Origin of the sequence: Flavobacterium marginilacus (assembly GCF_026870155.1) — a bacterium.
GTDB classification, from domain to species: domain Bacteria; phylum Bacteroidota; class Bacteroidia; order Flavobacteriales; family Flavobacteriaceae; genus Flavobacterium; species Flavobacterium marginilacus.
This window is the reverse complement of sequence record NZ_CP113975.1, coordinates 1,001,742-1,016,756: the sequence shown is the minus strand read 5'-3', so window position 1 is coordinate 1,016,756 and position 15,015 is coordinate 1,001,742. Positions and strand designations below refer to the sequence as shown.

General features: G+C 34.6%; 17 protein-coding genes and 2 tRNA genes. 10 read left to right on the top strand and 9 right to left on the bottom strand.

From position 1 onward, the window contains the following. Nucleotides 1-59 precede the first annotated feature (59 nt). The 5 genes from OZP07_RS04445 to OZP07_RS04425 all read left to right on the top strand — a co-directional run bounded on the left by OZP07_RS04445 (nt 60) and on the right by OZP07_RS04425 (nt 4,834). A complete protein-coding gene (locus OZP07_RS04445) occupies nt 60-1,250 on the top strand; it encodes a pYEATS domain-containing protein (protein ID WP_194640069.1) in 1,191 nt (396 codons plus the stop codon). A 183-nt stretch (nt 1,251-1,433) separates the two neighbouring features. After that, nucleotides 1,434-2,246 carry a hypothetical protein gene (locus tag OZP07_RS04440; protein WP_194640068.1) on the top strand — a complete coding sequence of 271 codons (813 nt, stop codon included), beginning with the start codon at nt 1,434-1,436 and terminating at the stop codon, nt 2,244-2,246. A gap of 227 nt (nt 2,247-2,473) precedes the next feature. Next, complete coding sequence (locus tag OZP07_RS04435; protein WP_281637432.1) at nt 2,474-3,424, top strand: MASE1 domain-containing protein; 951 nt, start codon at nt 2,474-2,476, stop codon at nt 3,422-3,424. A gap of 86 nt (nt 3,425-3,510) precedes the next feature. Then, nucleotides 3,511-3,858, top strand: a complete 348-nt coding sequence (locus OZP07_RS04430) for an ISAon1 family transposase N-terminal region protein (protein WP_281637431.1) — start codon at nt 3,511-3,513, stop codon at nt 3,856-3,858. Continuing rightward, nucleotides 3,851-4,834, top strand: coding sequence for an ISAon1 family transposase (locus OZP07_RS04425; RefSeq protein ID WP_432419560.1), 984 nt, complete (start codon nt 3,851-3,853; stop codon nt 4,832-4,834). The genes OZP07_RS04430 and OZP07_RS04425 overlap by 8 nt, the downstream gene beginning before the upstream one ends. A gap of 121 nt (nt 4,835-4,955) precedes the next feature. Here OZP07_RS04425 and OZP07_RS04420 read toward each other — a convergent pair. The 7 genes from OZP07_RS04420 to idi all read right to left on the bottom strand — a co-directional run bounded on the left by OZP07_RS04420 (nt 4,956) and on the right by idi (nt 8,046). Then, nucleotides 4,956-5,029 (bottom strand) — tRNA-Thr (locus OZP07_RS04420). Between the two features lie 74 nt (nt 5,030-5,103). Next, nucleotides 5,104-5,177, bottom strand: a tRNA-Thr gene (locus OZP07_RS04415). Between the two features lie 75 nt (nt 5,178-5,252). Beyond that, nucleotides 5,253-5,519 carry a hypothetical protein gene (locus OZP07_RS04410; protein ID WP_281637430.1) on the bottom strand — a complete coding sequence of 89 codons (267 nt, stop codon included), beginning with the start codon at nt 5,517-5,519 and terminating at the stop codon, nt 5,253-5,255. 56 nt (nt 5,520-5,575) lie between these two features. Further along, nucleotides 5,576-6,544, bottom strand: a complete 969-nt coding sequence (locus OZP07_RS04405; RefSeq protein ID WP_281637429.1) for a type I phosphomannose isomerase catalytic subunit — start codon at nt 6,542-6,544, stop codon at nt 5,576-5,578. Nucleotides 6,545-6,604: 60 nt separating this feature from the next. After that, a complete protein-coding gene (locus tag OZP07_RS04400) occupies nt 6,605-7,063 on the bottom strand; it encodes a peroxiredoxin (RefSeq protein WP_281637428.1) in 459 nt (152 codons plus the stop codon). Continuing rightward, a complete protein-coding gene (locus tag OZP07_RS04395) occupies nt 7,063-7,473 on the bottom strand; it encodes a 6-pyruvoyl trahydropterin synthase family protein (RefSeq protein WP_281637427.1) in 411 nt (136 codons plus the stop codon). The genes OZP07_RS04400 and OZP07_RS04395 overlap by 1 nt, the downstream gene beginning before the upstream one ends. Nucleotides 7,474-7,506: 33 nt before the next feature. Then, entirely contained in the window at nt 7,507-8,046 is a 540-nt protein-coding gene (idi, locus tag OZP07_RS04390) for an isopentenyl-diphosphate Delta-isomerase (protein WP_281637426.1), read from the bottom strand. 315 nt (nt 8,047-8,361) lie between these two features. On the opposite strand from idi, the gene msrB reads away from it, so the two are divergent. The 4 genes from msrB to OZP07_RS04370 all read left to right on the top strand — a co-directional run bounded on the left by msrB (nt 8,362) and on the right by OZP07_RS04370 (nt 10,723). Beyond that, nucleotides 8,362-8,913, top strand: a complete 552-nt coding sequence (gene msrB, locus OZP07_RS04385; protein WP_281637425.1) for a peptide-methionine (R)-S-oxide reductase MsrB — start codon at nt 8,362-8,364, stop codon at nt 8,911-8,913. 19 nt (nt 8,914-8,932) lie between these two features. Next, nucleotides 8,933-9,565: a peptide-methionine (S)-S-oxide reductase MsrA gene (gene msrA / locus OZP07_RS04380; RefSeq protein WP_432419559.1), complete on the top strand. Its 633-nt coding sequence runs from the start codon at nt 8,933-8,935 to the stop codon at nt 9,563-9,565. 70 nt (nt 9,566-9,635) lie between these two features. Beyond that, the gene (locus tag OZP07_RS04375; RefSeq protein ID WP_281637423.1) at nt 9,636-10,172 is read left to right on the top strand and encodes a MepB family protein; all 537 of its coding nucleotides are present in this window, start codon (nt 9,636-9,638) and stop codon (nt 10,170-10,172) included. 65 nt (nt 10,173-10,237) lie between these two features. Then, entirely contained in the window at nt 10,238-10,723 is a 486-nt protein-coding gene (locus tag OZP07_RS04370; protein WP_194640058.1) for a nuclear transport factor 2 family protein, read from the top strand. 24 nt (nt 10,724-10,747) lie between these two features. On the opposite strand, the gene OZP07_RS04365 is transcribed toward OZP07_RS04370, so the two are convergent. Continuing rightward, the gene (locus tag OZP07_RS04365) at nt 10,748-12,310 is read right to left on the bottom strand and encodes an NAD(P)/FAD-dependent oxidoreductase (RefSeq protein WP_281637422.1); all 1,563 of its coding nucleotides are present in this window, start codon (nt 12,308-12,310) and stop codon (nt 10,748-10,750) included. A 147-nt stretch (nt 12,311-12,457) separates the two neighbouring features. Here OZP07_RS04365 and OZP07_RS04360 point away from each other — a divergent pair, with 147 nt between their 5' ends. Next, the gene (locus tag OZP07_RS04360; RefSeq protein WP_281637421.1) at nt 12,458-12,694 is read left to right on the top strand and encodes a hypothetical protein; all 237 of its coding nucleotides are present in this window, start codon (nt 12,458-12,460) and stop codon (nt 12,692-12,694) included. A 99-nt stretch (nt 12,695-12,793) separates the two neighbouring features. Here OZP07_RS04360 and recQ read toward each other — a convergent pair whose 3' ends face one another. Next, nucleotides 12,794-14,989, bottom strand: a complete 2,196-nt coding sequence (gene recQ, locus OZP07_RS04355) for a DNA helicase RecQ (RefSeq protein WP_194640055.1) — start codon at nt 14,987-14,989, stop codon at nt 12,794-12,796. Nucleotides 14,990-15,015: the final 26 nt, after the last annotated feature.

Here is a 15,015-nt window from a genome sequence, read left to right as displayed (position 1 = left end):
AAAGCTTATAAACCAATTTTAATGCTGATTGATTTAAACCTAACTTAAACCTAACAGATATGGCAAGTAACGAAATCAAAAATCAAAACGAAACGGAATTAGAAAAAGAAAAAAAGACAATAAAAGAAGCCGAAACCTCAATCTTACTGACATTGTACATGGGTCTTTTTTTAGGATTAGTCCCTGTAATTGGTTTTCCGGTTACTATTCCAGAAATGGGAGGGAAAATTCTTTTTATTGGAATAATCCTTGGCATAGCCTCTTTTTTAAGTTTTTTTTTCACGGGAACACTCTTCGGTATGCCCAAACGAAACAATGAAAAAGAAAGTGATTATTCTCTAAACAACAGCTTAGTTGAAATTTCAGACTGGTTAACCAAAATAATTGTCGGGCTTGGACTAGTCAATCTAAAAGAGATTCCAGGTTATCTGGTTTCGCTGGGAGAATATGTAAAAACCTCATCCAAATATGACGGTCAGCTTCTAAATATTTACAGCATCGGAATAGTAATTTATTTTGGTTTTTTAGGCTTATACATTGGATACAACTATATGCGCCTCGTTTTATCCAGTAAATACAAATATGCCGATGACAATCTGATTCGGAAAGAACTGGAAATAGCAAATGAAAAAATCAATGAAGTAAAAGAAGAAATACAGCAGAAAGAGATAAAAATAATCCAAAGCCAAAATCTGATACAAGAAAAAGAACAGCTGACAAAATCTTTAATAACTAAAATCAATGAACCATCGATATCAAGTACCGAGTTTGAAACGACAGTCAAAAAAATAACCAGCGCAGATGAAATTAAAAAAGACAGAGCAAACATAAAATCCGAAGTCGACAAAATGATAGATGAAGCCAAATTAAAACTGCACAAAGGCCTAATCCTAAATCATGACGACCCTCAAAAAGGACAATGGAAATCAAAAGCAGTAAACAATGAAAGAGAATTAAAAGCAACTGTTACCGAGGAAAACAAAGGATTATACCATATTAATTTACAGATAGTTTCCACAAATCCTAAAAGTAATCCATTAAAAAATGGTGAATACGTATTATTTGCTCTTCACAATACCTTTGGTAATCTGCCTTTCAAACTCGTGCAAGTCGAAAAACAATCTGCAGAAATTACTTTTTACAGTTATGGTTCTTTTACTGTTGGAGCCTTTGCAGATAATGGCACAACTGAATTGGAACTTGATCTAGCAGAATTACCAGATGTTTCAAGTTATTTTAAAACCCACTAATATTTTTTCGATTTCAATATAGTTTGTAAGTCAAAATCTTACATAAAAATTATCATATCAGCAATTTAACATCCACAGATAAAGCCATAATTTAAAAATTTAACACCTTTCATAATAATTAATTCATATAAAATAATAAATTTGGCTACCCAAATAACAAACTTAACCAAAATCAAAATTTTTATGAGAAACAATACCTTATTATTCTCTGCTTTTGCAGTTACTTTCCTATCATTTATTTCGTGTACTAAAGAAGACTCATTGGCAGCAACAGATAATAGTTCTGTAGTAGCTTCTGCTTCTATTGATTTAGTTAATGAACTAGATATTAAAACAGGAAATCAAATATCATTTGATAAATTAACAACAAAACAAACTGGTAAATCCTTAACTGCTTCATGTGCTGCTGTAACTATGGATCCAGTAACAACCACTTTTCCTAAAACATTTTATGTTGATTTTGGAACTGGATGTACAACAAACGGCATTACAAGAAAAGGAAAATTAAAAGTAACTTTTTCAAATTACATTACTCAGACTGGAAGTACTATGACAATTGAAAGAGTAGACTACTATGTAAACGGAAACAAAGCCGAAGGAAAAATTGAATACAAAAATACAACTGTAAGTCCAAACACCCCGCAATGGACAAGAACCATTACAGGGGGAATATTTACCGATACGAAGGGAGAAGTATATTTAAATTCCGGCACTCATACTATAAAACAAACAGCAGGTGTTTCAACTGCTGTTTTAGATGACAATACCTATGAAATGATAGAAGGAACGCATTCTGTCACCAAACAGAATGGAGCAAAAATTACTTTGACTGTTTTAGAATCATTAGTTAAAAATTACAATTGTGATTATATATCAAAAGGAAAGCTTAAAGTAGAAAGTCTTCTTTTAAACGGTACAATCGACTACGGCAATGGTGACTGTGACAAGAATGCAACCTACACACAAAACGGAATAGTATTTCCTTTTACGATGTAAAAATATTTTAAAAGATTTCACAAAGGCTGTCATGATTTTGAACAGCCTCTTTTTTTGCCCATTTATTCCTATTTGGTCAAAAAAAAATTACAAACTAATGATAAAAAAAATACTTATCTGCCACAAAATTAAATTTCAAAAAAATTAACAATTAAAATTTAAATACTAAATTTGTTAGACAAATCCTTATTCTTTTCGCACAAGAACAACAACAAAAACAGCTCATTATGTACAAGTTAGATATAAACGATTATTACACTCCATTTTTTTTAAAATCTCAGTTTTTTAAAATTATTTTGGTAGCATTTGTTTTCAATGTACTTGCCTTTTTGAGTTTTAGAATAACTGTTTCCCCAGACAATTTATCGCCAATTTTCCCAGATGTTGGATTTGCGCTTGCTGCTGTATTAATTATAGGACGCAAAGCTATAGCTGGAGTCTGGGCAGGGTCATTTGTTGCGAATATATTTTCATTCTGGGATGTCTGCAAAATGCTGGACAAATCATTACTCGAAATTATACTCTCATCAGCATCTGTAGCGACAGGAGTAGTAATTGGAGTAGCTATTAGTGCTTACTTAATTAATTTAATCAACAAAGGCGAATATCCTTTAAAAACAGGATTTTCAGTTATAGCCTTTTTAGGAGTCAGTATTTTATATTGCGGCATCTGTTCTTTATTATGTGTTTCAGCTATTTCGTTTTGGGAATTGAGTACCCCAAACCATTTCATTTCCAATTGGACAACTCTATGGAAAGGTGATTTAATCGGCACAATACTCATAACCCCATTTTTAATATCCTGGTTCTATCGTCATCACATAAAAATTATTTCGACATCACTTTTAGAAGCAATATCATTAGGATTAGCAACAATATTAGTCTGTGTACTAATTGCTTTTGACCATTCAAGTGATCAATACCTATTCATTATAATACTATTGTGGGCTACATTTCGCTTTAGAATAAGAGGAGTATCAATCTTAGCCTCAATGTTTGCTCTTTTATCATCAATATATGGATACCTAGGCTATGGTTCATTTGTAGTAGTCAACTCCGAAGATTCACTGATCAACATTAATCCTTTTTTTGGATTAACAACAGTTATCGCCTTAATATTATCAGGATACTATTCTGATTATTTACATCATAAACTAGAACCTCAAAAAGCTAACTAATTGAAATCCTTTTAAAGGATCAAGAACAAAGTCTGGGGAGGAAATGTCGAAAAAAAATTAGAAATTTGTCACTCTAACAATTTGTAATGACTTTTATAGATCTTTTGAAATTTATGCTGCCTGATTTTTTAGTTGACCACTTTGAGGTGGTTTCTGCTAATGAAACTCAGGAGATATTGCACCTATACTTTGAAGAAAAAGCTAAAGCTCCTAAAGAGTTTGATACACTTGAATTAGCATCAAAGGGATTTGTGGATGAAATTACCATTCAGGATTTCCCTCTACGAGGTAAGTTTGTGTATTTACATATCAAAAGACGTCGTTGGACTAATAAAACCAATGGAGAAATCCTTAAAAGAGATTGGACCTTAGTTGCTAAAGGAACCCGCATGACTCAAGAGTTTGCGGCTTTTTTAAAAGAAATCAATAGATAACAGCGCCACCGACTGCCATACCATCGGAAGGTTTTTCGGGGTCAACGGAAAAAAACTTCAAAGACAGTATAAAAAACACCTGAGCTCCTTTAATACTTGGGCTCCACGAGAACATGCCCATCAATGGATTCTTTACCCTGAAAACATAGGTACACACTTATCGATTGATGAAGTAGCTTTGTCTCAAGGAGAGCTTTACACCATTGTAACCAACAAGAAGTTCAAAGGCAAACAAGGTCGCTTAGTGGCTATTATTGCTGGAACAAAGGCAGATAAAGTCATAGAACACATTAGTAAGATTGATTATAAAAAAAGAAGTGGTGTTCAAGAGATAACACTGGACATGGCTAATTCTATGAAACTGATCTCCAAAAAATGCTTCCCAAAAGCAATACAGGTCACTGACAGATTCCATGTTCAAAAATTAGCATTAGAAGCCATGCAAGAAATCAGAATCAAACATCGCTGGGAAGCTATGGATCTTGAGAATCAATTGATAATGCAAGCCAAAAAAGAGAATAAAACATTTATACAGGAGCTCTTGCCTAATGGAGATTCCTTAAAACAGCTTTTGGCAAGAAGCAGATATGTACTTTATAAATCTCGCGAAAAATGGACTGAGCACCAAAATGAGAGAGCGCAATTGTTATTTGAGTTATATCCAGATATAAAGAAAGCTTACGGTTTGAGTCAACAACTTCGAGGTGTTTACAATAACAACAACGACAAGCACGTTGCGATGACAAAACTAGCACATTGGTACAGGAATGTAGAAGAATCAGGATTTAAAAACTTTAATATATTACTCAATACGGTAACTCTTAATTATCAGTCAATTTTAAACTACTTTGATAACAGGAGTACCAATGCTTCTGCAGAATCTTTTAATGCTAAAATAAAAGCATTTAGAAGTCAGTTTAGAGGTGTAAGAAAGATAGATTTCTTTCTATTCAGATTATCTAATATTTTTGCCTAATCCCCAACTTTTGCACCTGATCCCCTTTTTATCTTCAGATTATCCAATCTTTTGATTTAAAACTGATCCATTAGTCAAAAACAAAAAACCACCTAACAGAAGTTAGATGGTTTTTATTAAGAGCCGATAGAGGGACTCGAACCCACGACCTGCTGATTACAAATCAGCTGCTCTAGCCAGCTGAGCTACATCGGCCTATTCAATATGTTTTTTTTGTAATGCAAAAATTTAAATAAAAAACCATCTATTTTTAACTAGATGGTTTTTTGAGCCGATAGAGGGACTCGAACCCACGACCTGCTGATTACAAATCAGCTGCTCTAGCCAGCTGAGCTACATCGGCCTCATTACGGGTGCAAAGATAAGCTTGAATTTCGTTTTTCCAAAAAAAAATCAAACTTTTTTGCCCTTTTTTTTACTACAATTCGTTGATTTTAGCAATCAATTGATTAGCAGTTTGTTCCAATTCTACATTTATTTGTTTGAAGTGTGCTTTTTTGTTTTCAACATTTTTAGCATTCACTTTAGTGATTAAACTGTCAAAAGCAACAATAGCCTCGTCAATCAATGCATTCGTTTCATCTGTTGGTTTTCCTGTTGTAGAAATTTCGAACAAGTAAACTGCCTCAATAATATCACCTAAAACGTAGTTGATGTCTTTCTTTAAATTCTTAACGTTTGCCATTTTATTTTTTATTTAATTTGCGTCTGCAAAAGTACACATAATCTTTCTATTACGAACTATGAAATATAAATTTCTAAAATTGAAGCTTTTCCCTTCAAATTATAATCCTTCATCACTGCTGGAATAAGAATTGTGTCTCCTTTTTTATATTGATATGCCACACCTTCATAATCAATTTCAAACGAACCTTCTGCGCACATATATACAACAAAAGAAGCCCCAGAATTAACTACATTCTTTTCATTTTCCAGCGGAATAAAATTAGTTGTAAAGTAAGGGCAGTCAACTACTGTATTCGATATATTTACTTCTTTGGCATATTCTTTATAAGTATCGACTTTTTTATAATTAATAGCGTCCAAAGCCAAATCAACGTGAAGTTCTCGGGTATTTCCCTGAGCATCTTTCCTGTCAAAATCATATAAACGATAAGTGATATCCGAGGTCTGCTGTATTTCGGCTATGACCAGCCCTGCTCCAATAGCGTGAACCGTCCCTGTTTCTAAGAAAAAAACATCTCCTGGTTTTGCTTTTACAGTATCTAATATATCAATCAGTGTTTTATCATTGAGATGATCCATATATTCCTTGGCGCTGGAATCATTCTTAAATCCAACAATGATTCTGGCATCGGTATCAGCCTGCATAACGTACCACATTTCTGTTTTACCAAAAGAATTGTGACGTTTTTTTGCTAATTCATCATTAGGATGCACCTGAATAGAAAGATCTTCGCGGGCATCCAAATATTTGAAAAGTAATGGAAATTGTTTTCCAAATCTTTCATGAACAGCAGTTCCCAGAATTTCATTTGGATATTCATTGATTAATTCGGTCAATGATTTTCCTTTATAATCACCATTTGCAACAACACTAATATCACCTTCCACTGTAGACAGTTCCCAGCTTTCTCCAGTAATACTAGATGTAATTGGCTTATTCAGAATAGTTTTTAATTTTTCGCCTCCCCAGATTCTTTCTTTAAGAATTGCATCAAACTGTAATGGATAAATTTTTGAACTCATATTTTTTTATTTACAAATTTCTATACTTTTACTTTCAAAAGGTAATATTATTTTGTCCTTTTATAATTGTATTTCTTTGATTGCATCAAGTGCTTTTGGGATATGATCTTTTGCTTTCATGCTATCAAAAACCATAATTATTGTACCAGTTTTATCAGCAACATAAGTAACTCTGCCAGGTATTAAACCAAACAAATTAGAAGGCACTCCAAAAAGGGTTCTAATTTTCTTGTCAGCATCTGACAAAAGAATAAAAGGCAGTTTGAACTGACTGCTGAATTTTTGATGTGAAGCCACACTGTCACCGCTGATTCCTATTACCTCAGCGCCAAGATCTTTGAAATCTTCATATTGATCTCTAAAACTGCAGGCTTGAGCTGTACAGCCCGGCGTATTGTCTTTTGGATAAAAATAGATAACCAAAGGCTTTTTGCCAATTAAGTCAAAACTATCAAAATAGTTCCCATCCGTGTCTTTTGCTGTGAAATTTGGAATTTTATCCCCTGCTTTCAGTCCCATTATTCTCCTTTATAAGTTACAAAATTACGGGGCGTTTCATAAAGAACCACTTCCAAATCAAGTTCCGGCTTTACTTTTTTTCGTATTTTATTCCAAATCACTACTACTATATTTTCAGCAGTAGGATTCAAATCTTGAAATTCGGGCACGTCCAGATTCAGATTTTTATGATCCATTTGATTCTCGACTTCTTCCTTAATAATATCCGTCAGGAATTTCACATCCATGACATAACCCGTTTCCTGATCAATCTCTCCGGTAACACTCACTATTAATTCGTAGTTGTGTCCGTGAAAATTAGGATTATTGCATTTGCCAAAAACAGCATCGTTTTGTTCAAAAGTCCAATCTTTTCGATACAGACGATGAGCAGCATTAAAATGGGCTTTTCTGGATATGGTTACTCTCATGTAGGTTTAAGAATTTAATTTCGACAAAATAGATTAGTTCCTGTTTTCTAACGCATGGTCTTCTAAAAAATGATAGAATTCTTCAAAAATGATTTTGAACCAAACTGTATAAACTTCTGGATTTAAAAGCATATCACTTTGTATATCCTCAATTTTCATCCATTTCCAGTCTTCTACTTCTTCAGTATTTATCATAGGTTCGCCGTCATAATAACCAATCATTACATGATCGAGTTCATGTTCTGTCAAGCCATTATCAAAAGGTGCTTTATAGATAAAATGAAAAAGCTCTTTCAATTCGGTATTAAAACCCATTTCCTCATACAATCTGCGGTTACCGGCCTGAATATTGGTTTCACCTTCCCGCTGATGACTGCAGCAAGTATTGGTCCACAACAAAGGAGAATGATACTTTTGATGAGCTCTTTGCTGCAGCATGATTTCATTTTTATTATTTAAAATAAAAACTGAAAAAGCACGGTGCAGAATAGCTTTTTCATGCGCTTCCAATTTTGGCATTAAGCCAATCTGCTCATCCAATTCATTTACTAATATTACTTTTTCTTCTTCCATATTCTGTATTGATGGAACAAAAGTACAAAAAAGATACCTTTATAAAGGCCTAAAGATTCTTTTGTGTTTTGCAGAAATTATTATCGTCATGGTCATTAGCTTCTTCAAAACAAAAATCTAAGTGTTAATTTTCTGCATATTTCATATCCCTTTTTTTTCTGTACTATATCCGGTAACTACTCTTTTAAAACCAAAAAACCATTTTTAACGTATATCAAAATAGTTAAAAATTATATAAATAGAATCAAATTGTAAGATAACCGACATTTCTATTGCCACTCTTCCATTACATTTGATATATAAAAAATCGCCGTTATGAAAACAAAATCTTTTTTTTGCATTTTACTGTTTCTTCCCCTATTTATTTTTGAAGCTTGCGGACAGAATAAAGAAGTGAAAAATTCGGAAATGACATCCGTTGAAACCAATTCAAGCAGAGCTAAAAACCCCTATTATTCGCATACCGATACTACAAAACTGAATTTAACAGATGCCGAATGGAAAAAAATTCTGCCAGAAGACGTTTATTTAGTTTCCCGCAAAGCAGATACTGAAAGACCTTTTACAGGCAAATATTGGAATACCGATGTAAAAGGAACTTATTACTGCGCAGCCTGCGGTAATACACTTTTTCGATCTGGAGCAAAATTTTCGAGCAGCTGCGGATGGCCAAGTTTTTTTGAACAGGAAAACAAAAAAAGCATTGTATTTAGAGAAGATAATTCTATCGGCATGGAAAGAATAGAAGCCCTCTGTGGCAGATGCGGCGGACATCTTGGCCATTTATTTGATGACGGGCCGGCTCCAACCGGCAAAAGATACTGCATGAATTCCATTGCACTTGATTTTACACCAGATGCTAAATAAAAACCAAAACCCGATTATGATGAAAACGAAAACATTAATTTTACTCTGTTTATTATTTACCGGAATATTATTTTCCCAAAACAATACTAAAACTAAAAAAATGACACAATCTAATTTTGAAACTATAACTCTTGGTGGCGGCTGTTACTGGTGCGTAGAAGCTGTTTATGAAAATCTGAAAGGTGTAAAAACAGTCGTTTCCGGATTCTCCGGAGGAAAAACCACAAACCCAAGCTATGAAGAAGTCTGTTCGGGAACGACAGGTCATGCCGAAGTTGTTCAGATTACTTTTGACAAAAATGTGACCAGTCTTGATGAAATTTTTAAAGTATTTTTTACCGTTCATGATCCTACAACCCTTAACAGACAAGGTGCTGACAGAGGAACGCAGTACAGATCTGTTATTTTTTATAATGATGAAGAACAAAAAAAAGAAGCACAGTCCATTATTGCTGAGTTAAACAAAGCAAAGGTTTATCAAAATCCAATTGTGACTACGGTAGAGCCTTTTACTAAATTTTACAAAGCCGAAGATTATCACCAAAACTATTATGCCAATAACAAAAATCAGCCTTATTGTCAAATGGTTATTCAGCCAAAAATTGAAAAATTTGAGAAAGTCTTTAAAGACAAGCTGAAAACCAAAAAGTAATTTCAAACTCCTCAAAGCCGAAATCCATTTTCGGCTTTATTATTTATCAAAACATCAAATTCATTTTCAAATGATTATACAAAAGTCTTGGACCGCATCAGAAAGTTTACCCGAAGATTTAATTTTAATCAAAGAAAGACTTTTGGACAATTATGATTTCAAAATCACGCAGCCTATTCTTGAAGCAGAAAGCACTGAATATGGAGCCTGCCGTTTTGTTCTAAATAATTTAAATATTCTATTCCGAACTGCTAAAATCACACCTGCTAAAACCGGGCAGTTTGTTACGCTCTGGAAAAGAATAAATCAGGGGCCAATTCAGCCTTTTGACACTGCCGATCCAATCGATTTCTTCTTTATCAGCGTCCGTAAAGACAATGATTTCGGACTGTTTATTTTTCCTAAATCAGTTTTGATAACCAAAGAAATTGTTTCAGATAAAAAAGAAGGGAAACGCGCTATCCGTGTTTATCCGCCTTGGGATATTACAACCAGTAAACAGGCACAAAAAACGCAGAAATGGCAATTGGATTATTTCTTAGAATTACCAGATTCCCAAACAATAGATGTAAACCGAATTGAATCACTATTTTTCATAAAACACTAAAAAACAGATTTTAACAAAACTAAATATTCTTTTCCTATCTTTATAAAGTCATTAATCTAAAAAACATGAATAAAAATATATACAGATACCAAAGCTTTTTCTTCTCATTTCTATTTATTCTAAGCCTAAATCTAACTTTGGCTCAGGAAAAAAAAGTAGCTCCGACTTCACAGGAGCTGTACAACGAAATTGCTTCGATGGACACACAGCTTTTTGATGCCTTCAATGCCAAAGACATGGCAAAATTCAAACCTTTGTTTACCGAAGATTTAGAATGGTACCAAGACAATGGAGGCCTAATTTCTTACGAAACTGTTTTTTCAAATTTTGAAAAAATGTTTAAAAACGAAAACAAACTCATCCGAAGTTTAGTCAAAGGCAGTCTCGAAGTACATCCCATAAAGGATTTTGGAGCTATTGAAACTGCCACACATCAATTTCGCCACATGGAAAACGGAAAAGAAGAAATAGGCACTTTTAAATTTCTTGCTATTTGGAAAAAAGTTGGCAGCCAATGGAAAATTTCAAGAATGGTAAGTTATGATCATTGACTCCATTCCTCTGCTATATAAAAATTATTTTTGCAAAACCTCAGCAATTTTCAAAGCACATTTTTCACCGTCTATCGCGGCAGAAATAATACCTCCAGCATAACCTGCTCCTTCGCCGCAAGGATAGAGTCCTTTTATCTGCAAATGTTCGTATGAAATTGGGGCTCTCGGAATGCGGACTGGAGATGAAGTTCTGCTTTCTGGCGCATGTAAAATCGCTTCATTAGTTAAATAACCTTTCATTGATTTTCCGAACTCAGTAAAACCTTCACGCAGAATCTGCGATAAAAATCCTGGAAAAACCTGTCCCATTTCCACCGAAGTGGTTCCTGGAACGTAAGACGTTTTAGGAATATTGGCAGAGACTTTATTTTGTGTAAAATCGACCATTCGCTGTGCCGGAACTTTTTGGGTTTCTCCAGCTAAATACCAAGCTTTTTGCTCAATGCTTTTTTGAAATTCCATTCCTGCCAAAGCGCCGAATTTTGCAAAAGGCTTAAAATCTTCCAGTTTCAATTCGATTACAATTCCAGAATTGGCCGTTGACTGATCTCTTTTGGACGGTGACCAGCCATTGGTAACTACTTCGCCTGGACTTGTGGCACAAGGTGCGATTACTCCTCCCGGACACATACAAAACGAATACATTCCGCGACCATTCACCTGTTTTACTATAGAATAAGGTGCTGGAGGCAAATGTTCACCTCGATAATCGCAGCTGTACTGAATGCTGTCAATCAATGACTGCGGATGTTCGGCTCTTACGCCTAAAGCAAAAGGTTTCGCCTCAATTAATACTTTCTTTTTATCCAATAATTCAAAAATATCGCGGGCAGAATGTCCAGTAGCTAAAATTAATTTATTAGCTAAAATTGTATCACCGCTTTGAGTTACAATTCCCTGTACTTCATTATTTTTTATCAAAATATCAGTCAAACGGGTTTCGAACAAAACCTGTCCGCCGCATTCGATGATTTTTTCACGGATATCCTGTATAATCTGCGGTAATTTATTGGTTCCAATATGCGGATGAGCATCAACCAAAATATCTCCAGTAGCACCAAAAGCGACCAATAATTCTAATATTCTATTGACATCTCCACGCTTTTTGGAACGTGTATATAATTTCCCATCCGAATAAGTTCCTGCTCCGCCTTCGCCAAAACAATAATTGGAATCTTCATCGACAATATGATCTCTATTGATTGCCTTCAAATCGCGTCGGCGTCCGCGAACGTCTTTTCCGCGTTCGATAACAATTGGTTTCAGACCTAACTCAATTAACTGCAAAGAAGCAAAAAGACCTGCCGGTCCTGCTCCAACTACAATGACTTCCTGCGCATTGGAAACATTTTTATAATCCGGTAATTCTATTTTGTTTTCCTGAAATAATTCCCCTTTTAAATAAATCGAAACTTTCAAATTGATTTTAATCGCTTTCTGACGCGCATCAATGGAGCGTTTTAAAATGGCCACATGCTGAATTTCATTTACCGAAACTTTTATTTGTTTCGATAAATAATCTTTTAGCAGCAAATCATTTGCTGCTATTTCTGGAGTTACCTGAAGTAAAAGTTCTCTTGGCATTGTATTGTATTTATTCAATTAGCTTTTCTTGCTATGAAAAGAAGATGCAAAAATACTATTTTGGAACTGAAATTAATTATTTAATCTAAAATCGATTTCAAAATGACTTTGTACCTTTGTTACTTTGAAACTTTGCACTTAAAAATAATGTCCAGAAAAATAAAACTAATATGGGATTTTCGGGGTCCAGCTTCGGCAAAAACAGCTGAGCATCACGAAATCCACTTAAAAGAATATATCATTATCGAAAAATTACCGATAAACATCACCGGATTTGAGATTTTAAATGAAATGTATGCAACCGCTTTTATGGTCGTAACCGAAGAAAATATGATTCAGGTAAGAGATGCATTGAAACCGCATTGCGGTGAGGTTTATGAGTAATCAGATAAAAGAACGCAGACTTCAGTTTACTGTACATAAAAAATCCCATTTCTATGAAACGGGATATTTTTCTAAAATCTGCCTGCTGAAAACTGCAGACTAATTTGCTACTTCGCTAATGAATTTTATACGCATCAGGCGCAATTCATCTATATCGTAGTCTCCATCAAATTCTTTAAGTGCTTTCTCGATGCTGTCTGATTCTGATTCCATAAAGTAGTCATGGATTTCTTCCTGCTGATCGTCATCAAGCATTTCGTCCAGCCAGTATTTGATGTTTAATTTAGTTCCTGAATAAACAATTTGTTCCATTTCTTTGATCAGATCATCCATTTTTAGTCCTTTTGCGGAAGCGATATCAGTCAAGGACAACTTTCTGTCGATATTTTGAATAATGTATAATTTATTGACAGAATTGACTCCGGTAGATTTTACTACCAAATCATCGGGACGAATAATGTCGTTTTCTTCTACATAACGGCTTATCAATTCGATGAATTCTTTACCATATTTTTTAGCTTTTCCTTCGCCAACACCATGAATGTTCACCAATTCTGATTGAGAAATTGGATATTTCAAAGCCATATCTTCGAGGGAAGGATCCTGAAAAACCACAAATGGAGGAACTCCTAATTTTTTAGCTACTTTTTTACGCAGTTCGCGCAACATTGACATCAACAATTCATCGGCAGTTCCAGATGATTTTGAGGCCGTTACTATAGCTTCATCATCAGCCTCGCTGTATTCATGGTCTTCCGACATCATGAAAGATTCCGGATTTTTCATAAAGGCCAAACCTTCTTTGGTTATCTCTATTATACCGTAACTTTCAATATCTTTTTTCAATAATCCTGCCACAAGAACCTGCCGCAATAATGCCATCCAAAATTTCTCGTCATGTTTTGATCCCGACCCAAAAAAGGATTGAGAATCTGTTTTATGTGCATTGATAACTGCATTTACACGGCCTATCAACGTAAATACAATTTCTTTTGACTTGTAAATATGTTTGGTTTTTTTGACAACTTCCAATAGTTTAAGCACTTCATCTTTGGCTTCCACTTTTGTTTTTGGATTGCGGACATTATCATCCATATCAGCTCCTTCACCGGTTTCGCTGTCAAATTCTTCTCCGAAGTAATGCAGTAAGAATTTACGTCTTGACATTGAAGTTTCGGCATAAGCTACTACTTCATGTAGCAAAGCAAATCCTATTTCCTGTTCTGCAACTGGTTTTCCAGACAGGAATTTCTCTAATTTTTCAACGTCTTTATATGAATAATAAGCAAGACAGTGACCTTCACCTCCATCACGGCCAGCTCTTCCTGTTTCCTGATAGTAACTTTCCAAAGATTTTGGAATATCGTGATGAATCACAAAACGCACATCTGGCTTATCGATTCCCATCCCAAATGCGATAGTTGCAACAACAACCTCTACATCTTCCATCAAAAACATATCCTGATGTTTGGCGCGTGTTTTAGCGTCAAGTCCTGCATGATATGGAACGGCGCTTATTCCGTTTACCTGTAACACTTCGGCAATTGATTCTACTTTTTTACGGCTCAAACAGTAAATAATTCCCGATTTTCCTTTGTGCTGTTTTATAAACCGAATAATATCCGATTCAATATTTTTGGTTTTGGTACGAACTTCATAAAACAGATTGGCTCTGTTAAATGATGCCTTAAAAGTTTTTGCATTTGCCATCTCCAGATTTTTCAAGATATCTTCCTGTACTTTTGGAGTAGCCGTAGCTGTAAGACCAATAATAGGAACTTCACCTAACTGCTTGATAATATTTTTTAGATTGCGGTATTCTGGTCTAAAGTCGTGTCCCCACTCTGAAATACAGTGTGCTTCATCAATAGCTACAAATGAAATAGGAACAGTCTGAAGAAACGCAACATACTCCTCTTTGGTCAAAGATTCTGGAGCGACATATAACAGCTTTGTTATCCCCGCACTAATATCGGATTTAACTTGTGCGATTTCAGTTTTTGTAAGTGAAGAATTTAAAACATGGGCAATCCCATTTTCAGAAGAAAGGCTTCGGATAGCATCTACCTGATTCTTCATTAATGCTATCAAAGGAGAAACAACAATAGCTGTTCCTTCCTGAATTAAAGCGGGTAATTGATAGCAGAGTGATTTCCCTCCTCCTGTCGGCATAATCACAAATGTATTCTGCTTATTGAGCAGACTTTTAATAACATTTTCCTGCAGGCCTTTGAACTTGCTAAAGCCAAAATACTTCTTTAATTCTTTGTCTATGTCAATTTCGTTTGAATTCATTCTTTAATATGTGGTATTTTATATAA